This window comes from Roseiconus lacunae (assembly GCF_008312935.1).
GTDB lineage: Bacteria > Planctomycetota > Planctomycetia > Pirellulales > Pirellulaceae > Stieleria > Stieleria lacunae.
Genome location: NZ_VSZO01000079.1, coordinates 56788 through 82719, shown reverse-complemented (window position 1 = coordinate 82719; position 25932 = coordinate 56788). Strand labels below are relative to the sequence as shown.

The following is a 25932-nucleotide window of genomic DNA, read 5'->3' as shown; positions in this document are numbered from 1 at the left end:
ACCTTCGGCTTTCGGTAAGACTGATGCTTACCCTTGAGGCGAGATTGTGCTGGATCAAAAGTATTTTGGCAACCCTTGTCTGCCGAACTAATCATTCTGCTTCCAGAGTTGGCGAAGACTGCGAAAAACCCGGTGTACAGCGTTCTAATTCCGCTTTCGGTGTCTAGGAGACGCCAAATCGCCGCTGGGTTCTCGAATCTTTTTCAAAATTTTTTTCTTGCTCATGCTGACAACACTCACTCACCGCGCGATGGCTTGTGAGTTCGTGGTGATGCTACCGCCCAGCGACGCCCCCCGAATTGACGCAGCCTTTACCGCCCTGGAATGCCTCGACGAGATCGAAGCGACGCTGTCGGTCTACAAGCCAGATAGCGAGATCTCGCGGATCAACCGGAACGCGTCCGACCGATGGGTGAACGTTTCGCCGGCGACGTTCCGGTTGTTACAACGCTCGCTCGGCTGGAGCGATGTCACCGAAGGAGCGTTCGACATCACCGCAGGTCCACTGGTCCGGGCCTGGGGGTTTCTTGATCGTCAGGGCAAAAAACCTTCGGCGGATCAAGTACATAGCGCGCTCAGCGCCGTCGGTTACGATGCCGTCAGGCTTCGTGAGGATGACTGCGCCGTCCGTTTTGATCGCCCGTCGATGGAGATCAACTTGGGGGCGATTGGCAAAGGGTTTGCGCTCGACTGCTTGGCCGACAGTCTTTCCCAAGCGGGACTAAAGAACTTTCTGATCCACGGTGGCGGAAGCAGCGTGTTGGCTCGCGGAGATCAATTCCCGTTGCCTCCGACGGGTGACTTGTTGCCACCGCGAGACAAAACATCTTCAACCAAGCCCGAGGCAAAATCCCAACAAGCCCCCCAATCGCATCAACTGGCGACCGAACGAAGCGAACGAACGGGATGGGCCGTTGGGTTGGCGCATCCTTCCAAACCCCGCGTTCGATTGGCCGGATTACGTTTGGTCGACGAGTCGCTCTCCACCAGTGGGTCTGGCAAGCAATTTTTCCATCATCGGGGGCGTCGCTATGGGCATGTCATTGATCCGCGGACCGGGTATCCGGCCGGCGAAATGCTTTCTTTGACCGCGATTGCAAACTCGGCGACCGATGCAGAGGCGTGCAGCACGGCATTTTTCTTGAGTCCGATCGCTGATCTGAAAAGACTTGCCGAACAAGACCAATTGCCAACAAAGCTGATCGGAACTGTCGCGCAAAGCAGGCAAGACGCGGTCGAAGTCATCGCTTTCTCTGAAATTGATTGGCTGGATCGCCCGGATTCAAATGCCTAATGCTTCGTCATCATCTGAAATCAGGGTAAGCACATGGCGTGGCCATGGTTTCGGTGCAATGGCCGAGGCGAACGCCCGTCGGCTGATGAGTCGAACCTAAATTGTTTGGTCCAGCCGGCGCACTAAGCAAACGCCGCTTCCTCAGTCGCTTCGCTGGGCAAACGGTATCGGTGCGTGGAAAATTAGGCTGGACGTCGACTGTCAAATCTTTTTAGAAGCCGAATTAGAAAGGAAGTGTCACGTTGCCATCGATGGACATGGCGACGCTGGCGGTTTAATTCGCCCCCGAAAAATGGCAAAGTCAGTCGACTATGGATATGAACTTTTTTCAATGGCTGCGTGATGGCGTTCGCAAATCAGTGCTGATGGGCGTCAGCGATGCGGTCGAGCAGATTGGACTTCCCGACAACGCTCCCGATTCACAACCGACATTAGCGGCCCTTCTGTCCAATGATTCCGGTTCGTCGTCGACGAGCACCGCGACTCGAACCCGCAAAAAGGCCACCACCACCGCTGCTAGCCGAAAGCGGTTGGGCAAATCGCTCAAAGACATGAACTCAACCAGCTAGCAGTTCGCACTGTTTTCAAAATCTTGGTTCAGACGCAAGCGGACGTCACCATGGGTTTTCGCGATTTGCGGGGACCAATTGAGACTTCCAGCGATTCCCGCGATCTTGAAATCAAAGCGTGCAAATGGCAATGGTCATCCACTGCTACTTCACGGGCACATAAACATCCGTAAGCAGTTCTTCCGATGGCGTTTCGTCCGGATTGTTGCGATAGACTTCTAGCGATGGTTTTCGGGCGGCATACTTATGGCCGTCCGAGCGGATTCGCTGATGCGCGGTGAACCAAGCGTTCCCAAGGTGTTGGTAGCAACCATGATGCGAAACATGCATGTATTTCGCTGTCTCCACCGATTGTGATTGCAAGCCGGAGGGAATCGAGACATCGGCTCCGACCTCCATTCCGACAAAATATGTCAACGCTTGGGTTTTGAGATTCATCTGATTGTAGATGGCCATCCAAGTGCCGTCGGTCGCAATCCCGGCGGCGGAGAGCTGACGATGAATCTCGCGAATGTCTCGCTCCATCGCCGGGCCGATTTCTTGTAGCCGAACGTTCGTGGAACGCCCCACTACGCGGCGCTCGCCGACGGTCTCGATGCCGTGGACTTGTGTTTCCGATTCGATCTTGCCTGTCTCGATCAACGCTTTGAGCATCCTAAGGCCACGGTCGTAATCCATCGAAATCATGGACACCATCAGCCGTTTCATCCAGAACATAAAGATTGGCAAGGTGCTTTTCATGTTCCAGGTCACGATCGTCCCGATGCTACCTTCGCTATCAGTCGTCGGGCGGACGATAAACTGGACATCGGCTTGCGATTTCCATGGCTTTATGAACTGCAAATCGGCTTGCAACTTTCCGGCGACTTGATCGACGGGCTCGGCGATTTCCAGATGCTTCATTTCGCCTTCGCCAATAATTTGGCTGTGCCAACGATAGCCGCCACCGACTTGATCGGTCGGTTCGGTATAGCTCAATTCACACTTCGGATCGGCGAGGATCCAAGGCGACCATTGCTTCCAGTTTTTAAATTCACGAAGGTGATCGAACACCGTATTCGGATCGGAGTTAATGTCGATCGATTGAGAAACTTCAAAGGCAGGCATTGCGGGGACGCGAAGTTCGAGGCGGGAGGTCGTCAACGTGTTGACGAACTGGATTGGAAGCTTGCTGCGGATCGCCCGGCATCGCCTACCAAATGGCATTTCACGTGCGAATGATCAGCCAGCGTCCGTTCACTCGGAAGTTTCACGAGTGACCTCTGGCAGGAAAACCCTGGCAAAAACACGCCGCCAGACGCGATACGGCTGTTTCAAATCACCACTTGGTAGGTCTCTGAGGTGACGGTCCGAAGCGATATTCAGTGTAGCGTGATTGTCGGCGAACGCTGTGGGTGGGACACTATTCCGCCGGACTTTTGAACCAACTCACAAATTTGGACCAAAGTCGCTTTGGAATTCGTCCGGTCACCAGTTCTTCAGTCCACGTTTCTCGGCCGGTATCGAAGTTATGCCAAACCGCGTCCAGGTAAGGCGCCGAGGAAGCAGAAAGGGTTTCATAAAACCCTTTTTCATGGATCGACACCAAGGCATCGCTGTAGTGTGCGAACAGGTGTTCATCAAGCAAGCTACCTGCCACACGCACCGTCGAAAGTGCACCGCGTGTCGAAAGCGACAGACGGTCGATGGCAAACATGGTCATTGTGGTACTGACATCCCAGATCCCGACGCCGGATTGGCCCGCCGCCACTTCCATCTCTTGCCACATCCGTGTGACCTCGCTTTGCGGAATAAGCTGACTGGGGTCAACTTGCTGGACCTGGGCCGCGATCTCACTGATGGTGCTGGTCATCGCTTCCAAACTCATCGGCGGAGCCTCGGCTGCTTTGGAGGCACGTAGGCCGGTGTTCTGTAAGGCTTCTACGAGATCAGAAACTCGGTCGATGCTTGAAGATTCGTCGATGATGCCCTCACGCTTGAGTTCTTCACTGAGTCGCTTGAGGTAATGGCTGGAACCGTAGGCGACGTCATTGAAAACGGCCAAGACGGTGAGCGGAGAAAGGTGCAGCGTTGCCGCTCCGGCCAAGTCGAGCAGTCCGCCGACAGCTTTTTGCGCCAGTGCGGCCTCTTCGTTCTGCTGCGGAGAAATTTGCTGTTTGGCGACCCCACCGACATCGTGAATCATCATGTCGAGTGCTTGTCCGATGAATGCGGCATAAGTCTTCGACGAACGAAAGGCCACCGGAATTAGCCAGCCAGCTGTTTCGTTCACCAACCCGCCGACGACGGCCGAAGCACTTCGCGCGGTACGCTCGGGCAACGATAAGCCATAGGTGAGCGTGCCCAGCAGCGATGTCTCACTGTCAGAGCCGGAAAGTGGCTCTGGCTTCACATCGTTGTTCATCGTGACTCAAGTCCAGTTTCATTCGAGGTTCATCCGCAAGCCGGCTTATCTATGGCACCGCATCGACTCGAATGAGGCGCACACTTGCCGGAGATTCACCCGAAACAATTTCAGCAAGCGCAATACATCGTTCGTCGTCGTTTATTTCCAGACTTGTTTCGCCGACGATGCTCAGGCGTGTCTTATCACCCAAGACAAATGCTCGCGAATTACCGTTGGTGGTTAGCGTTCCGATTAACAAGATTCCTTTTGTCTGCCGCTTTGGCCAGTCGATCCAAGCGGCACAAAGTGATTCCAGTTCAGAAAGCGTTCCTTCGTCGGCGAGGGCCTCGAATACGGCATCAAGCTTGGGAGTATCCGCCTCATCAACGAAATCAGCCAAACGCGAGACGTTTCGGTAGGCTTTCACCGTCGCCATCGTTGCTTCACGATCCGACAGGTGATCGGCACCGATGGCTTCCAATTGTCGAACGACTTGCTGACAGGCGAGCAACGCCGCGTCGCCGCTGACCGAAACAACCTCGGCTCCACTGCCCTCAGACGTACTGCCCTCAGACGTACCGCCTTCGGAAACGCCGTGGGCTCGTTCACTCGTTTCCAGCTCATCCGGTGCGGTCGCTTCTGTGGTTTGCGTGTCTACTTCGGCCGGCTCGATCGGATCTGCTCGCTCGGGTAAAGGTAACGCTTCGCTGGGCGGAAAGCTCATGCCGACCGTCGCTTCCGCACTCGCTTGTCGGACAGGGTTGGTCAATTCGGACGTGATCGGGGGAACCGCATCATCGATGACCAACTCGGGCGAGGGCGAATGAGATTCCGAGGCAAGATCTGATTGGTCGGCCGCAACCGAGGCGTCACTTTCGATTCGATCTGGCGATGTTGGTTGATGAAGACGTTTGTGACGTTGCAACGCTTGCTCGCGGGCGATCATTTCGATGGTTCTTCTTGGTTGACCGTCCAAGTCATCGACCGGCTCGACGTCCGTCTTAATCGACTGTATCAGCTCTACGATGGAGCCATCGTCGTTGTCGGTCACACCGGCGATCGTATTGTCGGTGTCGATCGATGAAGCCGCCCAACTCGACGACGGCAATACGGCAACCACGGAATCATTGGTTGGTTGAAACTGATCGGTATTGATCGAAGTTGCCTGCTTGTCACTCGCAATCCAACCATCACCCACGTCTTCGTTCGTCGCGCCGGACACGTTGTCGCGCGTGTCTGATAATGTGGTCAACATAGGCGCCGGGGAGTCGACTTCGTCATCCTTCGTTTTGCCAGTATCAGCGGCTTCCATGTCAGAATCATGGTCTGACACTGACGCCCCCGTTGAATCATCGTTAGCGGATGTCGCAACTGGAAGATCATCAGCACCGGATGACGACGCGTTCCCTTGGACCATCGCTGAGTGACTGGAGCCATCGAACGGATAGAATCCGAGATCGACTTTGGCGAGGATCAGGATGTAGGCTAAGATCGGTAAAGCCATCAGGCTTGGCGCGGCGATCTTGAAAAACCGGATCGCGCTCTGCCGGCGCTTCCCCCAACCGTTCTGACGATAGTATGGACGATCGTCTTCGTCGAAGGTAAACGGCGTCGCCTGGTGTCGATCGCGTAGCGCAAGTTGCTCAAGCTCGTCATCAAAGCTCGGATCCTCATCTGACACCGTTGCATCAAAATCATCGTCCGAAGATCCGAACGCGTCGCCTTCTATGACATCCTCGCCGTCTCCATCCTCGTCATCTGCTTTCGAATAGGACTCGCTTTCCGCCCAAGCTTCTTCGATTTCTTCCAACGTCGGCCGTCGCGTTTCGCTCGGTGCAGGATCCGCGACGAGATCTTCTTGCGAATGTTCTGCCGGCGTTTTGGTGATCGCGATCGGTTCGGCAAATGAGACGGAAGTGCTATCGGCGGTGTCGTTTAAGATAATGTCCCCTTCGGCAGTGTCTCCGGCGGCAGTGTCTCCGGCGATCGCATCGTGGCTCGGCGATGACTCGAACGTCGCATCACTCTGGTCGCCCGAAGGCGTTGTCCAGCTGGGCCCGTCCTTGGGCGGCCCATCATGCCGAAGACTTTCGAGCTCCTGGTGGACCTTCTCGACCAATTCATCCTGACGAAGGGATGTCGCCGAAAGATCATCCAGGGTGAGGTTGCTGGAGTCAGCGGCGAGTCGCCGGCTTGAGCGATCCGCCCCGTTCGCGACGGCGGCCTCTTGTTCGCCAGAACCGTGGCAAAAAGCGCCGGGGCTGGCGGCTTCAGGTCCTGCGAGGTCGCATCCGAGGGGGCTTTGCCCCTGAGTACCCTGTAGGTGTTCGTCCATACCCGACACGTCGGGAGGCAATGCCAGGCCGGTCTCCCCACCCTGGGGATAAACGATCGTCGCGATCGGCGGCAATTGTTTCAGCCATCGTTCGGCGGCAGAAACCTCGTCGCACCAAGGACATTGAATCGCACAGTCGGCGGGCACCTTCATGGAGGCCACACGGACGAGTTCGTGACAGCAAGGGCAAGCAGTTATATCCATCGTTCACCACAAGAATAGCAGGTCCAGACGAGAGTCTACCTCGATCTCCCCCGCTTCGTACCTGGGGACCGACGGAAAATCTCGGCCGCGGGGTGGTCCGGAATGGTCCTCCCAAGCGGGCACAAATGTTTCCTGTCGCCGCCTTGCGTTACGAAATCCGCCGTTAACAGCGGGCTCTCCCTGCTAAGACGGTTGGATTTTGCGAATCCAATCCGTGATAGAAAGTCGCAATCGATCACGTTTTTTGTCGATCGCTCGGTTCAATTTGTCGGGCAATCGCTCATTGAAATCATCCAGCAGGACCGCCCGGGTGATCTTTTCGACCAGTTCTCCCCATTGCTCAGCGACCTCGCCACCGAGCTTACTGACCCGATCAACGTCCAGGGCCATCAAGGTCAGATCGGCCTTCTCTACCGATGGATCGATGATTACTGCGGGCGGTAGCTCCCCGTAATCGGGATAGGCATCAAGTCGTCCTACCAGTTTCAAACCGAGTTTGACTTTGCCAGTCACCTCAACACTGTAGAACTGAAGGCCTCGCGTCCAACGCTCAATACGGGCCTTAAAATCCAGCGGCGCGATTAAATCCGTGTGGATTTTCCAACCGTGGCAAAGACCACCGTCGAGCGGACGATTCGGAGTGACCGAATGGACTTGGACATAAATCGGAGGCGCGGCATTCGGGTCTCCCGGTAGCGAGACTTCGTACTTAGTTTGCAGGCCATGCTTGACCTCTTTCCAACGCCGATGCGTCGTGATCCGCAGCCCCTCACGTCCAACGCGAATCCCCGCCCAAACCTTCTTCGTGTCGCCCCAGTGCTTATCGCCCTCGTAAGCTCGAGGGCAATACTGCAAGCTCGAATCGATTAATTCTTGGACCGTCTGCCGAGCTTGCTCGGCAGACATGAACGGTTGATCGTTCGACATCGCCGATGCCATCGGCGGCGAGGCAGCCAGCGAATCGAATCTCATGCCCACCACTTGGATTCCTGCGAACATCGCCGACACCCAAGCCATCAATTCGCGGCGGTCGATGCCCCCAGTTTCAACTAGCGGTAAACCACTGCGAAATAGACGCCATCTCGTCCGGTCGCCATTGCCGCCCCGGCGACGCTCATGCTGGGATCGCTTGTATAGCACGCATAAACCCCGTTGGGCGAGTAGGAACTGGACCAGCCGACACCCTCGTATCGGCCAGGCGAAAACGATCCCGGTGGATGCGACTTCGTCCCCATGCTCGCCATCTGCTGAGCACGGCGTTCGGCAACCGCCTGCAAAGCCGGGTCGGGTCGAAGGCTACGCAATCCTTGACGTGATCGCTGACGATTCAAGACCGACAGCACATTTTGGATGCCGGCTGACGACCGCAACACCTCCGCCGACCCCGCAGCTACCCGCCTCACCGCATTGCCGGCGGTTTGCGGAATTGCGGTCGCTTGCGGCGCAACGCTGGTCGACACTTGACGTTGGTGCCACGTTTGGCACCGCGAGCAGTAATATCGCCCCGGAGTCACAACCGTTGAATTCGTTAACGTGGTCGCACGCCCGGCCGAGCGAGGCGAATTCGCTACGACGTCTTGTGCGATCGCCGACGTAGTCAACATCGGCAGCATGACCATCGCAGCTGCAAACAGGTTGAGGATTCTTACATGGGGATACAGGAACACAAACAGTCTCCATCGTTGAGTACGGAATGGGAGCCGGCCTTCGACACTCGCGAAAATCGTCGCGACGAAGCTCGAACACCGCCCCGACACGCGTCAGCCACTGACGCTTGCCATCAGCGGCCGCAAAGGATTGCGATACTTCGCTCAACGGGAAGGGGGAAAGCTGGGAGACCTGCGAAAGTTTTGCGGCCGATTTTGTTTGGCACGACAGAACTTTTGGTGTGAACAGCAGTTGCGCCGGCTCACAACAAGCAAGTTTTTTTAATGCCGTTTGTTAGACCAGGAAAAATGGGTCGACCTGGCAGCCTTATCCGCAGTAGCCATCGCGGAGTTTCCGAGATGTGGAAAAATGGTGTCTCGCGATGTCGCTCATTCATCCCGACACGATGTCGCTGCTCAAAGCCGATGCTTCCCCCGCGATCACGCGGTCGGTGCTCCGGAATGACTGGCGAGTTGGGTGAAGCGACGGAGAAGCTGCAGCCCATTCGACTGGCTCTTCTCGGGGTGGAACTGGGTGGCAAACAAGTTACCCTGGGCGATCATGGCACAAAAGTCGCCGCCATAGTCACAGGTCAGGGCGACGACCGATGGATCGGAGGGCCGCACGTAAAACGAGTGCACGAAATAGAAGTGGGACGAATCGCCAATATCTTCGAGCAACTCACAATCACTCTGCTTCTTGACTGTGTTCCACCCCATATGTGGGACTTTCAAGTGCTCGGGCAGTTCAAAGCGAACGACGTCGCCGGAAAGAATGCCCAGTCCGCGATGGGTTCCGTGCTCGAAGCCTTCTTCGAAAAGCAATTGCAGGCCGAGGCAGATTCCCAAGAACGGACGCCGGGTCTGGCAGAAATCGCGGATCGGTGTCGCGAGATCACGTCGATTAATTTCCGCCATCGCGTCACCAAATGCACCGACGCCGGGCAGGATTAACCGATCGGCCGTTGCGATTTCATGAGGATCTGATGAAATCTTGGCCTCGCCGCCGACGCGTTGCACCGCTTTTTGAACGCTGCGAAGGTTCCCCATTTGGTAGTCGACGATTGTGATCATGGTTCAAGTCTCGAAAGAAGAATTTCGGCCACCCGATTTTAGGACACGTTAAACCGAAACCCGTTCGCCGCCCAGTACGGGGATTGGCACTGAGCGGTCGCACGAAAAGGCCTGATCGACTTGAGATGCCCCTCGCCGGACCTGGTCTGGTCCGTCCTAAAACGGAGCGACCCGGTGGGAAGGTGGACGGAATCGCTCGTCTGATTTACGATCCGCTGCAAAACAATGACCAGAATGAACCGATCTGACGAAAAACTGGAGCACCGGAACGCCTGATGCCCGACTCATTAATGCCGCTCGATCGCCTGATGAAAACGCTTGCCGAACGAGCCGAAACCCGTCCCGCCGGGTCATACACGACGAAGTTGATGGACGGCGGCAGTGAAAAAATTGGCGCGAAGATTCTCGAAGAGGCTGCCGAATTGATCGAGGCGGCCGACGAACCCGGTGACGAAGGACGCAATCACTTTGTCTACGAAGCGGGCGATTTGATCTATCACACGCTCGTCATGCTGGCTTACCGAGGTGTTGAGCTGGACGAAGTCGCCGCCGAATTAGCGCGGCGCGAAGGCACCTCGGGGCTAAGCGAAAAGGCCAGTCGCAAACCTTCGCAATAAAACACCGCCACCGATCGCAACTCAACTTCGGTGAAGCGACTTCAAACGTCTGCGAATCGGTGCGAACGAAATTGAAATAACAGAACAGAGTAGAATGAAGCAATGACGATGGGATTACTCAATAACAACCTGCGAATCGGGATTCCAAGCAAGGGTCGACTGAGCGAACTTTCGGGAGAACTTCTCGCCCAAGCGGGGCTTAATTTTCGTCGCCAGAATCGCGGCCTGTTTGCCAAAGTCAAAGGTCTGCCGATTGACATGATTTTTCTGCGAACCGATGACATTCCCACGCTCGTTGCCGAAGGTGCAATCGATATGGGGATCACCGGTAGCGACTTAGTCGAAGAAGCCAACGCGAATGTCTCCACTCGGATGCGGCTGGGCGTCGGCCGCTGCCGGTTAGCGATCTGCATCCCCGAAGACAGCGAGATCAAATCGGCAAACGAGTTGGATGGGAAACGTATCGCGACAAGTTTTCCGTCGGTCACGAAAGCTTACTTGGGACAGCACAATGCGCTCGCACACATGGTGTCGCTCTCGGGCAGCGTCGAAGTGATGATCGGATTGGGGGTCGCCGATGCGATTGTAGACCTGGTCGAAACGGGAAGCACGTTGGCGGCCAACCGATTGCGGGTCCTGGAAGAAATCGGTTCTTACGAAACGGTGTTAATCCAAAACGATCGCTGCCGTGACGTGGAAATGGCAAACCGAGTCGTCCGGCGATTAGAAGGTGTCGTGATCGCCCGTGATTTCGCGTTGTTGGAATACAATGTCCCGCTTGCCAAACTGGCCGACGCCGAGAAGATCACGCCAGGATTTAATTCACCGACCATCGGGACACTCGAAGACGAAACGTTGCGCAGCGTTCGTGTGATGGTCCGCCGAGACGAGATTATCGACGTGATGGAAAAACTCGAACGTCTTGGCGCGACGGCGATCTTCCAGACGACGATTTCCAATTGCCGACTGTAAAACTGCCGACTATCAGTGTCTTGCCAATCCATCTCTCGAGCCCGAATAAAAAAATGTCTGAAGAATTGCCGATCGAAATTGATGTCCAATCCGTAAAGGCTTTACGTCAAGCGAATGAAGACTTCCTATTGCTCGATGTCCGCCAGCCCGAAGAGTACGCGACGGCAAAGATCGAAGGCAGCACGCTGATCCCCATGGGCGAGATTCTCGATCGTATCGAGGAATTGGAACCGCATCGCGATTCGCGAATCGTGGTCCATTGCCATCACGGTGGCCGCAGCATGCAAGTCACACAGGCACTGCGCGGCAGGGGATTCGGTCAGACACAAAACATGGCTGGCGGTATCGACGCCTGGAGCCTTGAGGTGGACGCAGAAGTCCCCCGTTATTGAAAACAAACGATCCCGAAAAATGGACTGTGAACGTTACCAATCGCATCCTGATTTCGATGGGCGGTTCGCGTTTGCTGCCGACCGAATCCGCGACCAACCACAATCGGTGCCGCTGGCGAGGCAACGTTAATGCGGCGAGCCTGATTACGAACGACTAAACGGACAAGGCAGTCGACCGAGCAAAACAATCAACGTCCCGTGGCGAGTGCCGCCGGCTGACAAGGCGAGGTGCTTTGGCATCTTACTTAGCCAACTTTTCTTACTTCTCTGAAATCCGATCACGTCCAACTTTTATCGAGTCGCGGTGACCTGTTCACGGCGGTACGATGGTGGCGTGTCCAGCTCGAACGGAGGACCACCGTGTTCACTCGACAAAGTCACTCCGGTGCCGAGATACCCCACGGTCCCGCGTCCGCGAAGCGGGCATCGCCGCGATCGGATCCACCTCATGATGACGCCACAACGCGAACCAGCGAAGCAATGGAATCAGCCAGTCAGAACGAATCTCAGCCCTCTTCGAATGGGCCGCAAGTAAGCAGCGACCATGGCTCGAAACGTGATCCCGAAACAGCCCAGTTGTTACTCAACCAAATCGAACTGGTACGTGAGAAATTGCAGTCGGTGATCCGTGGAAAAGCGGATGTGATCGACTCGGTGCTCACCTGTATTCTGGCAGAGGGTTCGGTGCTGCTCGAAGACGTCCCGGGTGTGGGGAAAACGACGCTGGCAAAGTCAATCGCGTCACTGATCGATCTTGAGTTTCAACGGATTCAATGCACGCCCGATTTGTTGCCTTCGGATATTCTTGGGAGTGCGATTTTTCAGCCGACCAGCGGTGAGTTTCATTTTCGTCGGGGGCCTATCTTTTGTAACCTTTTGATCGCCGACGAAATCAACCGTGCGTCACCGCGAACACAAAGCGCGTTGCTCGAGGCGATGGCCGAGTCACAGGTGACCATCGATTCGTCTCAGTATCAGCTCGAGCGACCCTTCATCGTGATCGCCACGCAAAACCCGAGTGGGTTTGAAGGCACCTATCCCTTACCAGAATCGCAACTCGACCGTTTCCTTTTCCGATTGTCGATGGATTATCCCGATGTCGAGAGTGAAGTGGAGTTGTTACTCGACCAAGCGGCCAAGGATCCGTCGAGCGAATTAACACCGGTGATGCATCGCGACGAACTGGCCGCACTCCAGCGTTTGGTACGTGAAGTCAGCGTTGATCCAAAAGTCGCGCGTTACTTGGTTGATGTCGTCAGCGCCACTCGGCAAGACAATCGTTTGCGTGTCGGCTGTAGCCCGCGAGGATCAAAAATGTTGCTGAGGGCGGCACAGGCACGGGCGGTCTTGGGGGGGCGTGACTACGTGTTACCTGACGACATTCAAGAGGTCGCCGTCGCGGTCCTCGCCCACCGTGTTTCGATGCGATCGGTGTCCGCGTCGTGGAATGATGCGGCGGCGGTGATCGATGAAATCTTACGTCAAACCGAGGTGCTTGTGTGAGCAGAGACGGCGTTCAAGAAGCAGCCGATCGAGGCGACACCTCCGCGAAGCGTCTGCATTCACCAAACGACCTTCGACCGAATGACGTTCGCTCTGCGGGTCTGCGGAACGGGGGACCGGACGCTTTTCGGCGACACTTGAAAACCCGCCTTCGCCTGGCCGGGCGCCGCACCTTACAACTTCTCCTGGCGCCATTCCGAGGCTACCTTTCGCTTCGCAATAGCATGACCTACGCGTCAGTGTTCGCGTTGCTTGGTATTTTCTTGACACTAAATGTGATCTGGGGTTTCCCCTGGAGCGGCATGATGGGATTGTTTTTGGCAATCCTCTTGATCGGGTTCGCCATCAATCGCGCGATGTCACCGAAGCTTAAATTGAGTGTGACGTTGCCGCGGGTCGCGATCGCGGGAGAACCGTTTTCGCTCAGTGTTCGCTTGACCAATCCACGCTACTTTCCCGCGATTAATCTTAGAGTCGGATTTCACCGCGAAGGCTTGCGACTGATCAATCGTGCTTTGATCTTACGCCAATGGGACGCGTCACCTCCGGTATCGGTCCAGATCCTTCGCAGCGGCGGACAGATCCAATGGCATGGTTCGATGCGTTTTGACACCCGTGGCATCCATCAATTGCCACCGTTTCGTGTTTCGTCATCGTTTCCGTTTCACCTTTATCACAGCCGAACCGAGATTCCTTGCCAGACGCAAATCGCGATTACACCGGTTCCCGCGAACCCAAATGATGACCCGACGTCACGATTGATGCTTGCCGAGATCGGCGATTGGACGCAGCAACTTGTCGCCGGGGCACCCGTCGAATATATCGGCAATCGTGAATATCAAGTGGGCGTTCCGGTACGTCGCTGGGATTTTGCGTCTTGGGCGAGGCTCGGCCGTCCGATCGTTCGTGAGTATCAATCGCCATCGATTCAGTCGGTCACACTGATCGTCGACACGTCGCAACCACCCGCGCAGTCGCGACACGCATCGCCCGGCGAATTAAGCGCTCACGCACAGCAATTCGAACGATTAATGTCGATCGCGACCACGGCGATCAATGAAATTACTAGTCGCCGGGTACAACTCGCTCTGCACGTGACCGATCAACCCGATCCAGACGGATTCCATGGAAATCGATCGGCGATCGAGCCTTCCGATTCGATGCTGGTCCGCCTGGCGGCGGCAGAACCGATCGAACCGCATCGGGCTGAGAAGGAAATCATTGAAGTCCTCGAAGCAAGCCGTCGCCAGCCGGTACTGATCCTTTCGCTGATTGATTTGAATAGTCCTGAACGGTCCGAATTGGCAAGCCAGCTCCCTTCGTCGGCCAAGTACTTGCAGATCGAAACGATGCCGGAACAGAACGCGGATACCTCTAACGCCAAGTTGAAGTCATGACGTCCAAAGCGATCCATCGTCGCAAAGAGATGATTTCGGCAGACGATATTCGAGTTCAACGGTGGCGGATCTGGGTGCTGCCTATTTTGTTGCTTCTGGAATCCATCTTTGTCGGATCGACTTTTAATACGATCGGATTGACGCTGCTGACCTATAGCTGTGCCGCATTGTTGGTGATCGCGATTGTCCAATTGATGGGCGGTTATGAAGCGATCACACGTGAGGTTGTTTCAGTGGCTGACGCAGCTTCGATTAAGAACAATTCCGCCGGTAAGCGGCCCGACCCAGGACAGCAACGCAAAAAACGATTTCGGCTAATCCGTGCGATCTCGGCACCGATCTTGTTGGTGCTGATCACATTGTTCGGAATCCTGACCCGCGTCGACGCTCATGTATCAGCGAATTTGAACTTTGTGGCGATGATCGTCGATGCGGTCGCCCACGGTGCCCTGTTCGTTTCGTTTGCCCTTTGGGCGCTGTACCCCTATCACGGTCATCCGTCGATGCTGGCCTTTGGTTTGATCGCGATGTTAATGGCCGTCACCGGCGGTGGTGTCAGCCATACGATCAACGGTCAATTGGTCGCGGCATTGGCAACCCTGGTCGGCTATGTCATCGGATCGGAACATATCCTCGGCCGCTGGCAACTGTACACCGCCATTCGTCGTCGCCAAAAGGTCTTTCGACAACGATTGCAATCACGCGAACAACGTTTTGTTTGGGGACTGAATGATAAAGCCAAGGCTCCGTTGCCCACATCAACGGTGTCGACAAATTCCGGTGACGTACGCGGGCCAATGCTGTTTTATGTGTTGGCGTTTTCCCTGCTCTTGATGTCGACAACCGCAGCCGGGCACCTCGCCAATATTATGGTACCGGGATTCAGGATCGACTTTCTGGATCGATTAAGCGACTCGTTGGAGAAAGTTGCCGGCGGAAGCATGATCGGTAGCTCACGTTATGTCCGTGGTAGCCGACTCGGACAGATTCGTCGCCACATGATGGGAGAGCCGACCGAGGTTGCGTTGCGTGCGATCGCCGAGAACGCGCCGGGGTACCTGCGTGGGACGGTGTTCGACACGTACCGCGAAGGAGCTTGGTCGCCGATGTCCGACCGAGCGTACGGGTTCGATCGTGTCGGTGTCGAATCGATTCAACCTCGCTTTCTTGACCCAGAAACCCCGGCCGAAATTCAGGTTCGAGTCGGCGCGGACGATCCGGATCGTCGTCGTTTTCCCGTACGGAAAAACCTCGACGAAGACATTATCGGAACGGTCGAGATCTATAACGTTCCGTTGAAAGGCCAATTTGTATTTTCTTCGCTTTCGACCGAATGGATCGAGGCTTCTGTTTTCGGCGTCTCCCTAACGCATCACGATTCGGTGGCTCAAGGCGTCGATACGCAAATGCCCTACGTGCTAGGAATCGGCGAACGGCCACCTCAGGAACAACTGTCGCCGATCCGCAAAGAAATCATGATGCAAATCCCACCGTCGATTCGACCGGTCATCGAGGAGATTGCTTTTTCGGTTTGCGATGGGCGTTTGACTCCCAAGTCGAAAGCCAAAGCGATCGAAGAACATTTTCAAAAGAACTTCCGCTACTCACTCAATCGCCACCCGGCCCCACGTGAGATCGATCCCGTTGTTCACTTTCTGGAAACACAACACCCCGCACACTGCGAGTATTTTGCAACCGGGGCGGCGATGATGTTGCGATCCGTCGGTGTCCCAACACGTTATGTCACCGGATACGTTGCCAATGAACTCAGTGAAAGCGGCGAATTCTACGTGGCCCGCAATCGTGACGCTCATGCATGGGTGGAAGCTTATGACGCAATCAGCGGGCGTTGGTTCCCGGTCGAAGCAACGGTCGGAAGACGCTACCGAACACTCAACGACAACGTTTCCTTGGTCGGTGATGGTGATGGTTCGGCGGACGCTTTTTTAAACGACGAAGACGACCAGTCCGCACTGGGGCGCTTGATCGGATGGGTATTGTCGTTTCGTACCTCAGACTCGCTGACGTTTATTTTTCAAATCGCTCAGCTGCCGTTGTTCTGTATGGTCGTGATCCTGCTCTGGCTGCGGTATCGACGCCGTGCTCTCGCCAGCGGTGATCCAATGGAATATGAAAGCCGACTGATGCTTGCCAAGGTCGATCGACAGGTACGTAAGTTCTCGTTGACGCGTCTTCCCGGAGAAACGTTGCACCAATTCTCACGTCGAATTGATAGTGCGGCTCAAGCGTCTACGGATCCTGAATTACTGAAAATGGCGGCCCGTTGGTACCGGCAATTCGCTGACCGTCGCTACCAGGGGCAAATGCCAGAGCCGCTTGCGTTCTAGTGAGTGAACACCGCTTTCCGGTTTGGACTTCAGTTCAGCCGCACGAAGCCAACTCCGGTTCTGTTGCGCTATCCGGGCAGACCTTTCTTCCAGGCTCGGATCTTGATTCATGTGGGACCATTTCAGGCAATCTGCTAGCGTTCCTGGGCGGGAATCATGCTTGCGCAAAGTTTGCCGGCGATGTCTAAACCGCGTCAGTCCCGGCACAATCGATAGGAGCGGACCTTTTTCACAACCATCAAGCTTTCTTTAGACCGAAAACCATCGCCAATCGGAGTTTCTTACCTAATCCGCGTGCTAACTTTTTGTGGCCCAGCGTTCATCCGCCAACCAGCACAAACCATCGCTAAACCTTACCAGACCGGTTTCACTGACCACGCCGATCTTGGTAACCGCACGGGGCCAGATGGTTTGAATGAATCACAAGGAACACTTGCATGCCCTCGACCGCTGACTCGAATCAAACAGTCAATAGCACCTCGGACGAGATCGTGACCATTGACCGCCGTCGACCGGACTCCGAGCGACGTAGCGGGGACCCGAATGCAACCGACGTCGGCGCGATGACCAATCCACGCCGAAAAAAGCAACGCCGTCGTCATATTGATCCGACGACCTGCGAACGCGATTACTCCAACCCTGAAATCGAATTCATGCGGGCGATGGACGACTATAAACGTCGTAGCGGACGTATGTTCCCGACCTGCAGCGAAGTCCTAGAAGTCATCAAGGAACTCGGTTACTACAAACTCAGCGACGATCAGATCGAAACGCTGGGACTCGATTGCTGCGAAGAAGACGACGCGGTTGAATTTGACGAAGCCTGGAACGAACAAGAATCGGCGGACTGAGTAGATTCGCCGGCGTCGACAATATCCCGGCGACAATAATCAAACAAAACCCCTTCGCCGGTCACGACGAAGGGGTTTTTTATGCGCGTGTTGTTCCCAATCCTGTCACTCGCAGCTCGCTCAACGCTAGACGAAGAACGAAGTGCGATCAGCCAAAAGTGCGATCAACCAAACGGATTTTCGCCGAACGGGTCACCGCCGCCACCTGCCGGAGCGCCGAAGGGATCATCCATCGTCTCTGCACCTCCGGCATCGCCGCCGCCGAAGGGATTCGCGTCACCTCCACCGGAATTCCCGCCGGCGCCAAATGGATCGTTTCCACCTCCACCGAAGGGATCGTTAAACGGACCGCTTCCGGGTTCGGTCGTTTCCGGTTTGGTGGGCGTCTTTTCTTCCTCGACCGCTTCTTCGACTTCGGCGTCATGAGGTTGCAAGATCGTTGGCGCGATGCTGCCGACCGGACGCATGCACTGGGCGACTCCGCGAGAATCGATCAGGTATAACCGATCGGTTTTGCGATTGATGGCGACAAAGTCTGACTTCGAAATCGGTAGCACATGACTTATACGACCATCTTTCAAATCAACCGTAGCGAAATGGCCACTCATCAATCGGACAAAGAGGCTTCCCGAAAGCCCACCCAATATTTCAGCAACGCTAGCCGTCGGGGTTTCCCATACCGGAGCCCCCGTTTGCTCATCCAACGCGAACAGGTTGCCGTAAGCGGAATTCAGGAACACTTTCGATTCCATCAAAAATGGCGTGTCGTAGAACGGCTCGCCAAGTGGCTGGCTCCACAACACATGCCCCAATCGCGTCGCCTTCACAGAGTAAGCTTGTCCGCCTTCACTGCCGAAGAAAAACCGATCCCCCACGGCTGTCGCGGGGCGACCGGTCACGATACCGACGGTATTCAATCGAAACGTGACCGAGGGTGTGCTGGTGACATCCATGAAGTAAACAAACCCGGCGTCGGTTCCCCAAGAAACGGTCGGCGACGTCGGCGACTTGGCAGGCGTATCAATCGCCAACCCTTCGACTGTTTGCATGTACCGCGATGTGGGCTCCCTCGCGGCCAAATCGTCTAAACGGTAGCCTTCCATCCCGTTACGAATCGTGGGCACGATCACAAAGCCGCCACAGTGAATAGCACCGTGAAGTGGGACGTCGACGGTTGGCTTTTGATCAATCTCATAGCCGTCTTTGGCGTCCAGCAAAATGATGTTGCCGCCATTGGTAACAGTAACCAGTTGGTCGTCGATCCCCAATCGACCGTATCCGAGATCAGAATTGCCGACTTGTGAGACCCAAACTGGTTTACCAGATTCAGCATCACGGCAATCGACCGTGCCATTGCTGGAAAGCGTGTAAAGAAAAACCTTGGGAACCGTAGTCGATCGGATCGTGGGTTTTTGAGGCAAGCGGCGAGTCATTCGGACCACTTCGCGCCCCGCAAGCCGCTCCGCTTCTTTTTTCCCGATCGCTTCTCCGTTGCTACCGATTTGGTCCGTCGCGATCCGAAAATACACCGGCGCGTCGTTGTCCCCCTCGGCAACACCGACCACCTCAATGTATTCGCGAGGTTCTGATTTACTGATGTAGATTTGGAAATCAACGATCGACTGCGCACCATTGGCGACACGCAATTGTCGCCGCCAGGCTTGCTCGAGCCCCAGGCGAGTGGCCGCCGAAGACGACATTAATTCGTCGGCTCGGCCGGTATTGATCGAGGGGACCGCGAGGGTGCTGGAGAGGAAGAAGCAACAGCCCAGCAGGACTTTGGCGCGATACATCATGATTGACGAATTCGGCGTCGAATGAAGAGAAGGAAGGTGTTTCGGTGGCACTCCGCACACCGCTAGCCCACGTACGGGGTGTCCAGGAAGCAAAGCTCCACCTTGAATTCTAGTCGGTCCGTCACGGTTGACCAATGAAAGCTGCGGTTTTTGTCGCTAGGAAGCATTTTCCAGTCGCATCACCCTCACCATTCGACGCCCACCGACCAACGGAGGGGGCGGTTTTCCGGGCGAATTCACCCAATCGGACTAATCCGAGCGAAGAGGAAACCCGTGCCGCTCCTGCTCAATCAATGCTGCCTTCAGTTTGCCAAACAGTAACGTGGATAGCCTTCGTCGCTCGGAGGCAGCCACCGATCGGTCCGATCCTGCGGCGACCGCCGTATCGGGCAGCAAGTACCGTTCAAGATGACCGCGTTCAGAAATGGTGATGCGGTAGATCGAATCGCTGATCGCCATCGAATTCAACAAGTCAGAGACGAATTGTTGCGGCGCGACCGAATCAGTGGGATGGTCGCGTCTTGCGATCGCTTCGATCACCTGCCGAAGCGGTTGTCGCGCCGCAGCTGGAGACGTCTCGACCAGCCAACCGAAATGAGGGGCCTGTGGTGCAAACCGGGCAGCGACTAGTCGCAACAGCAACCGCGTCGAACGCTTGCGAAGGGTTGCCGACGTGATCTTGTCGGAAAGCTGTTCCAAACAATTCGCGTCATGGGGCAGGTCAAGCCGATGAAGTACGATCGCTCGTTCCGATGCCGTGAACCGGGCCCGCGCGATTGCCTCATCAATTTCGTGAAGCTGCCGTTCGTGCTCCTCCGCTTCCTCGACGTAGCAATCGTTGCCCGCGTTATCGGGGCGGCGAGCATCGTGAGCCGGATCCAGCCAAGGCCGACATCGTTCGATCGATTGTACGGTTCTGCCTTGTCGGATCGCGAAGGCGACGCGTTGCATCGTCGCTTCGCTAAACCTTGCCCGTTGTTCGGTCAAAAACGCGATCACCAAACCATCGCTTTCGGCCGCCGAAAGTCTTCGTCTACATTCGAATTCGGCTTGCTGTAATAGCCAGGTGATTTGGTGAACCATTCGCCCCGCCGACACCGGAATCGATAGTTGCCTAGCCAACCGTTCGCCGCGAATGTTCTTGACGGCTTCTCGCAGGCACTTGTCGAGGTAAGTGATAAACTTGGTGCCGCGTGAAGAATCAAACAACAAAATCGCGCGAGCAAGATAAACACTCAGGCAATCGCCATCGATGCTTGATTCTGTGTTGAACTGGCTTAATCCAGAGTCTTTGGCCACCATCGTTGTGAGTGGGAGGAAGTCCGCATAGAGCTTCCAGAACGATTCGATCGCATGTTCTTTGATAGTCTCAAACGCCGCGCGTTGCGAGCGTCCGAGAACGTTCACGCGGGGTTCGAGAAACGGAAGCAGTTCCGGCAGATACTGAAACGGTTTCACCTGCGAAATTCCGACAGACGTCATCGTGCGGTGCCGCAGGGTGCGTAAATCCAACCCAAACGAGTTCCGCAAGCTGACCTTGAAGACATCCATTCGGTGAAGATGACGCTCAAGTTCACTTCGCGAGTCGGCAACGCCTGAAACGAGATCACTTTCTTTCGATGGCATTCGATCAGTGCCCACACCATTGCTCATGATTACCACTGCTCATGATTGGTGAATCGAGGTGACTGTTCCTACTTTACCAGATGACAGATCGAACCACCAATCATTTCGATCGGTGCCGGATCTCAGTTTATCCGCTAGAATGAGGCCGATTTCACTGCTGTTTCACGATTTCATTCCGACCGCTTGCTCATGCCGATCCCCGTTCGCGACACTTTTGACTCTGATCGCGCCGACTTAAAAATTCAAGTCACCGATGATGGCAGTCGAACGCTGGTCCGAACCGGCACATCAGACTCATTCCATAGCGGTTGCGGGGCATTGAGCGAAACCGAGCATGTTTACATCAAAAACAGTGGCGTCTTAGATAGACTCCGTCATCGTCGACCAACACGGGTTTTGGAAGTCGGGCTCGGCACCGCGATGGGATTAATCGCGACGCTTTCCCATGCGATCGATCATGATTGCGAACTCGAGTATGTGGCGTTGGAAACCGACTGGGTGTCTGCATCGATCGTTCGAATGTTACGTCCCTATCAATGGACGAAGCACCACGTTTTGGTCGATCGTTTCTTAGCCTACAGAGACTCGCTATCGACCGCCGTGGCCCCCGGAAGCTACCCGTGGACCTTCGATTCGAAGCGTCGTGTGCGGATCGAAATTGTCGATGTGCTGCGTTGGAAACCGGAGGATACACGACCATTCGACGCCATCTATTTTGATCCCTTTTGTCCGGAAAACGCCCCCGAATTGTGGACACCGGATTGTTTTAAACACATGCGATCCCTGATCGATTCAGGCGGAAGCTTGACGACCTATAGTTGCAGTCGTCCGGTGCGTGACGCGCTCGAGGCAGGCGGGTGGAACGTGACGCGTGTCCCCGGTCCGGCAGGTGGTAAACGTGAAGTACTGGTTGCGAATCCTGGCGAACCAAGTCCTCTATAATCCGATCGATGTCAGCATCCTCAAAAAACGACACCAATGAGACCGCCTACGATGTCGTCCCCTATCAAAGCTGGCCGTTCGCGCAGAGCCATCCTGATCGACTTGCCGTGATGGCCAAACTGTTTGGACTCGATCCGACTCGTATCGATCGGTCACGAGTGCTGGAACTTGGATGTGCGGCCGGTGGCAATCTGCTTCCACTCGCTCAAACTTATTCTGCCAGTCAATTCGTCGGAATCGATCTTTCAGCACGAGAACTTTGCGACGGCCAACAATCGCTCGATCAGCTATCGCTTTCAAACATCGAATTGCGGCAAGCAAATATATTGGATGTCGATGCATCCTTTGGGACCTTTGACTACATCATCGCTCACGGCGTCTTCAGTTGGATCCCGACGGAAGTCCAAGAACATGTTTTTCGTTTGTGCAAGGCACTCCTTCGCCCCCATGGAGTCGCTTATATCAGCTTCAACACGTACCCCGGCTGGCATATGCGTGGCATGATTCGCAGCATGCTGACGTATCACACTCGCCAGTTTTCAGAGCCGAGAGAACAAATCGAGCAGGCGCGTGGATTGCTTAAGTTCTTGAGCCATTCCGTTCCCACAGAAGGCAATCCCTACGGAGCCTACTTACAACAAGAGCTCGAATGGTGCGAACAGTCTGACGATTCGTATCTCTACCACGATCTTTTAGCGGGGATCAATGAGCCAACGTTGTTTCATGAGTTTGTCGACCGGGCCGAGTCACACGGATTGCAATACTTGTCCGAATGCGATCTTGCATCGATGGCGTCATGCAATTTCAACAAAGATATCGATGAAACGTTGCAACGTCTCTCACAAGATTTAATTCAGATTGAACAATACATGGACTTTTTGCGAAACCGAACGTTCCGGCAAACATTGTTGTGTCATCGCGAGCATGCGTTGGATCGCACTTTGAATCCGAAGTACTGCCGAACTCTGCATTTTGCTTCTCCACTGGCCCCCGAATCATCTTCGGTTGATCTAGCCGAGGGCGTTGTGGAAAGGTTTGCCGCATCCGGAATCGCAGTGAATTCATCGAACCCTATGATCAAGGCGGCACATGTATTGATGTCGAGAGCTTGGCCTGTCTGGATTCCGTTTGATCAGCTTACTCACGAAGCGATGCGGCTTGCTTCGATCGACCCGACAGACGAACCGCAGCGTCAACGCCGATCGATGCAATTGGGCGAACATCTGATCCGATGTTTCGCGTCACGCGCCGTCGTGGTCCACTCGGCACCGCCCACTTTCGAAACAGTGCTCAACGATCGCCCCGCAGTCACTGACTTGACACGATACCAAGCGAAGACCCTCGGATATGTGACCAACCAAAAACACGAAGTCGTCCAACTCGATGCCTTTTGTCGCTGTATCGCCGAACGCTTGGACGGGACTCGAACGATTTCGCAGCTGACAAACGAGATACACGAAATGATCAGCAATGGGCAACTACGTTACACCGACCACGGTGACGATTCCGCACAAAGTCGGTCACAATTAAACGAGTTGCCGCTGGACAAAACATCCCGCGAAGTGCAATGGGCGCTCGATCAAATTCGATCGGCATTCCTGCTCGTCGCGTCGTTTCGAAATTCTTCGTCGTCTTCCCCAAACTAACCAACACCCTATTAGCGACCGCCCAAATCCATCCTTGCCAGCAAGACGTTGGCCGCCGGTAAAATCGGCGAGACAATTCCCAACCACGACTCAACCGACCTTCGTTGTTCACCAAGACGAACTCCCCATCATTTCATTGATCGCTTCGCAGTTTCTAACCACGATCAACTTTCCGCCAACCCGCCCAACTACAAACGCCGATGTCCAACGTTCAAGTGTCAGGGAATGTGCAATATGGATCACCTGACGCGTCTTGTTCTCTGACCGATGCTATCCGCGAGATGCTCACGACGATTGAACAACGTTCCCGTCGTCATCGCAATCTTGTCGTGGTGATCGTCATTTTATTTTTCACGGTGCCAATCGTTGCGGTGATCGCCTCGTCCTGGCATGCGTTACTTGCCTGGAACTTGATCATCGTTGCCGTGGGGGTTCACTTGTCTTATGACTGTTTGTTACTCCATCGCTGGCTGCAATCACTGGCAAATTCTCACCAGTCGGAACGTTTCGAAGTGACGGTATTGTGTGATTCGATCGAGACGAATCCGAACGTTCCGAACGAGACCGCTGAATCGATGCTCATGCTGGTGAAGGATTCTTTGGTGGCGATCGATTCCTGTGAGAATGACGAGGACTACACAAACATCAAAAATCAGATTCGTCAATCAGGAAGTCGAGACTGCTTTCGAATCTTAGCTGGCACTTTACTCGTCGCGACGGCACTGCCCCTCGGCACACTTGCGATAACGAGCCCGACGATGCCGATCATGATCTCACTGGGGATCACGATCATCTTGTGGCTGATAATGCGAATCAAAGGTTAGGCACGGAGATGTCCCAACAATCGGCCCCTGTTTACTTGGATTACGCAGCGACAACCCCCGTTGATCGGCGCGTTGTCGATACCATGCATCCATTTTTCGTGGAACAATTTGGAAACCCCAATAGCCTGGATCATCGTTTGGGATGGGACGCAAGGGATGCCATCGAACGGGCACGTGTCCAAGTCGCGATGCTGATCAATGCGTCGCCAAACGAAATCGTCTTTACATCCAGTGCGACCGAAGCCATCAATCTGGCTATCAAAGGGATCGTTTTGTCAAATCGATCGAAACATCATCGCTTGGCGACGACAACGGTCGAACATTCCGCCGTGTTGCAGACGTGTCGACAGCTTGAAGAATGGCGGTTGTCCACGACCGAGTATTTGCCCGTCGATAGCGATGGGTGCTTAGATCTTGATCAAGTCGAAGAATCGATGGCGGCGAATGCGAGCACGATGCTGTCAGTGATGCACGCTAACAACGAAACCGGAACGCTCTACCCGATCAACGAACTCGCATCGATCGCCCATCGATCGGGATCCTTATTGATGACCGATGCGACTCAATCTGTTGGGAAAGCGAACGTCGATGTCCGCGCCAGCCAGGTTGATTTACTCGCATTTTCGGCTCATAAGATTTACGGTCCCAAAGGCATCGGAGCGTTGTTCATTCGAGGCGGGCTTTCCCGGCAAGAACTATCGCCGTTGATTGTCGGCGGAGGCCAAGAACATGGGCTGCGAAGCGGTACCGAGAACGTTGCCGCCATCGTCGGATTCGGCAAGGCTTGCGAAATCACGATGGCAGAGCAAATGCAGCACGCCGAAGCCTTGGGGGACTATCAACGTGATTTCGAACTCAAGTTGAAAGCGTTGCACCCCGATGTCGTAGTTTTAAGCGATCAGACAAAGCGTTTGCCTTCGATCAGCAATGTGTCGTTTCCGGGTGTCGAATCTAAAGAGCTGATCCAGGAACTTCGCGGCTACGCGTTTAGTCGTCAGGCTGCGTGCGCGACTTCGGCGGCAAAACCCAGCCATGTCCTGCAAGCCTTGGGGCGTACCGAACCGCAGTGCCGGCAAGCGATTAGAATCAGCTTCGGAAAATCGTTCACCAACCAGGCCAATGCCTCGCTCCCGTCTGCCCAAAAACTTGCCTGCGACATTGCCGCAGCGGTATCGCTATTGCGGCATTAGCCGGGTCAGGCCACCGGTCCAATTCAATCGTTTCTCCCCAGCCCGAAACATTTGCCGCAAGGCTACGAAGGGTGAAACCAGAATTCCGGCAATCAACATGCCAAGGTGATCGGTCGGTCCCAATCGAAGACCGCCACAAAGCAAGTGACGGAGCGATTCGAAAACGTTGGTCAGGGCTGGATGCTTGCGGCGAAACACCCGTCAAGTCCGTCAACAGGTTTTGAGAAGCATCGGGGACACGAAACCTCAAGATTAACACGTGTAATCGCGTCGTGGGTTTTGAAAAGGATTGAAACGAACCCCGCAGACCTCTAAGATTA

Annotated in this window: 21 protein-coding genes; 13 read left to right on the top strand and 8 right to left on the bottom strand. The window is 55.0% G+C overall.

The window, feature by feature from the left end; all coding sequences use genetic code 11:
* Nucleotides 1-223: 223 nt before the first annotated feature.
* Together FYC48_RS25915 and FYC48_RS25910 are read left to right on the top strand one after the other, a co-directional pair.
* Entirely contained in the window at nt 224-1294 is a 1071-nt protein-coding gene (locus tag FYC48_RS25915) for an FAD:protein FMN transferase (RefSeq protein ID WP_235034440.1), read from the top strand.
* A gap of 317 nt (nt 1295-1611) precedes the next feature.
* Complete coding sequence (locus FYC48_RS25910; protein ID WP_230775921.1) at nt 1612-1863, top strand: hypothetical protein; 252 nt, start codon at nt 1612-1614, stop codon at nt 1861-1863.
* A 144-nt stretch (nt 1864-2007) separates the two neighbouring features.
* Here the strand turns inward: FYC48_RS25910 and FYC48_RS25905 are convergent, their stop codons facing one another.
* The 6 genes from FYC48_RS25905 to hisH form a co-directional block, all read right to left on the bottom strand.
* Nucleotides 2008-2970: a GyrI-like domain-containing protein gene (locus tag FYC48_RS25905; protein ID WP_160149773.1), complete on the bottom strand. Its 963-nt coding sequence runs from the start codon at nt 2968-2970 to the stop codon at nt 2008-2010.
* A gap of 295 nt (nt 2971-3265) precedes the next feature.
* Entirely contained in the window at nt 3266-4267 is a 1002-nt protein-coding gene (locus FYC48_RS25900; protein ID WP_149499709.1) for a hypothetical protein, read from the bottom strand.
* Nucleotides 4268-4316: 49 nt separating this feature from the next.
* Complete coding sequence (locus FYC48_RS25895; RefSeq protein ID WP_149499708.1) at nt 4317-6737, bottom strand: hypothetical protein; 2421 nt, start codon at nt 6735-6737, stop codon at nt 4317-4319.
* 234 nt (nt 6738-6971) lie between these two features.
* Complete coding sequence (locus FYC48_RS25890) at nt 6972-7805, bottom strand: hypothetical protein (protein ID WP_160149772.1); 834 nt, start codon at nt 7803-7805, stop codon at nt 6972-6974.
* Nucleotides 7806-7837: 32 nt separating this feature from the next.
* Nucleotides 7838-8455, bottom strand: coding sequence for a CAP domain-containing protein (locus FYC48_RS25885; RefSeq protein WP_235034439.1), 618 nt, complete (start codon nt 8453-8455; stop codon nt 7838-7840).
* Between the two features lie 420 nt (nt 8456-8875).
* The gene (gene hisH / locus FYC48_RS25880; protein ID WP_149499706.1) at nt 8876-9508 is read right to left on the bottom strand and encodes an imidazole glycerol phosphate synthase subunit HisH; all 633 of its coding nucleotides are present in this window, start codon (nt 9506-9508) and stop codon (nt 8876-8878) included.
* 275 nt (nt 9509-9783) lie between these two features.
* On the opposite strand from hisH, the gene FYC48_RS25875 reads away from it, so the two are divergent.
* The 7 genes from FYC48_RS25875 to FYC48_RS25845 all read left to right on the top strand — a co-directional run bounded on the left by FYC48_RS25875 (nt 9784) and on the right by FYC48_RS25845 (nt 17588).
* Complete coding sequence (locus tag FYC48_RS25875) at nt 9784-10125, top strand: phosphoribosyl-ATP diphosphatase (protein ID WP_149499705.1); 342 nt, start codon at nt 9784-9786, stop codon at nt 10123-10125.
* A gap of 102 nt (nt 10126-10227) precedes the next feature.
* Nucleotides 10228-11097 carry an ATP phosphoribosyltransferase gene (hisG, locus tag FYC48_RS25870; RefSeq protein ID WP_230775915.1) on the top strand — a complete coding sequence of 290 codons (870 nt, stop codon included), beginning with the start codon at nt 10228-10230 and terminating at the stop codon, nt 11095-11097.
* Nucleotides 11098-11150: 53 nt separating this feature from the next.
* Nucleotides 11151-11489 carry a rhodanese-like domain-containing protein gene (locus FYC48_RS25865; protein ID WP_149499703.1) on the top strand — a complete coding sequence of 113 codons (339 nt, stop codon included), beginning with the start codon at nt 11151-11153 and terminating at the stop codon, nt 11487-11489.
* Between the two features lie 360 nt (nt 11490-11849).
* Nucleotides 11850-12992, top strand: coding sequence for an AAA family ATPase (locus tag FYC48_RS25860; RefSeq protein WP_230775914.1), 1143 nt, complete (start codon nt 11850-11852; stop codon nt 12990-12992).
* A gap of 224 nt (nt 12993-13216) precedes the next feature.
* Nucleotides 13217-14389 (top strand): DUF58 domain-containing protein, encoded by a 1173-nt coding sequence (locus FYC48_RS25855; RefSeq protein WP_149499701.1) that lies wholly within the window; start codon nt 13217-13219, stop codon nt 14387-14389.
* On the top strand, nt 14386-16737 hold the full coding sequence (locus FYC48_RS25850; protein WP_149499700.1) for a transglutaminase-like domain-containing protein: 2352 nt from the start codon (nt 14386-14388) through the stop codon (nt 16735-16737). The genes FYC48_RS25855 and FYC48_RS25850 overlap by 4 nt, the downstream gene beginning before the upstream one ends.
* 437 nt (nt 16738-17174) lie before the next feature.
* Complete coding sequence (locus FYC48_RS25845; RefSeq protein ID WP_149499699.1) at nt 17175-17588, top strand: hypothetical protein; 414 nt, start codon at nt 17175-17177, stop codon at nt 17586-17588.
* A 164-nt stretch (nt 17589-17752) separates the two neighbouring features.
* Here the strand turns inward: FYC48_RS25845 and FYC48_RS25840 are convergent, their stop codons facing one another.
* A complete protein-coding gene (locus FYC48_RS25840) occupies nt 17753-19384 on the bottom strand; it encodes an outer membrane protein assembly factor BamB family protein (protein ID WP_149499698.1) in 1632 nt (543 codons plus the stop codon).
* Between the two features lie 249 nt (nt 19385-19633).
* Nucleotides 19634-21010 (bottom strand): hypothetical protein, encoded by a 1377-nt coding sequence (locus FYC48_RS25835; protein WP_149499697.1) that lies wholly within the window; start codon nt 21008-21010, stop codon nt 19634-19636.
* Between the two features lie 189 nt (nt 21011-21199).
* Between FYC48_RS25835 and mnmD the strand changes: the two genes are divergently transcribed.
* The 4 genes from mnmD to FYC48_RS25815 all read left to right on the top strand — a co-directional run bounded on the left by mnmD (nt 21200) and on the right by FYC48_RS25815 (nt 25612).
* Nucleotides 21200-21952, top strand: coding sequence for a tRNA (5-methylaminomethyl-2-thiouridine)(34)-methyltransferase MnmD (mnmD, locus tag FYC48_RS25830; RefSeq protein ID WP_149499696.1), 753 nt, complete (start codon nt 21200-21202; stop codon nt 21950-21952).
* Nucleotides 21953-21960: 8 nt separating this feature from the next.
* The gene (locus FYC48_RS25825) at nt 21961-23598 is read left to right on the top strand and encodes a methyltransferase regulatory domain-containing protein (protein ID WP_149499695.1); all 1638 of its coding nucleotides are present in this window, start codon (nt 21961-21963) and stop codon (nt 23596-23598) included.
* A gap of 200 nt (nt 23599-23798) precedes the next feature.
* Nucleotides 23799-24422 (top strand): hypothetical protein, encoded by a 624-nt coding sequence (locus FYC48_RS25820; RefSeq protein ID WP_149499694.1) that lies wholly within the window; start codon nt 23799-23801, stop codon nt 24420-24422.
* An 8-nt stretch (nt 24423-24430) separates the two neighbouring features.
* Nucleotides 24431-25612, top strand: a complete 1182-nt coding sequence (locus tag FYC48_RS25815) for a cysteine desulfurase family protein (RefSeq protein WP_149499693.1) — start codon at nt 24431-24433, stop codon at nt 25610-25612.
* Nucleotides 25613-25932 lie beyond the last annotated feature (320 nt).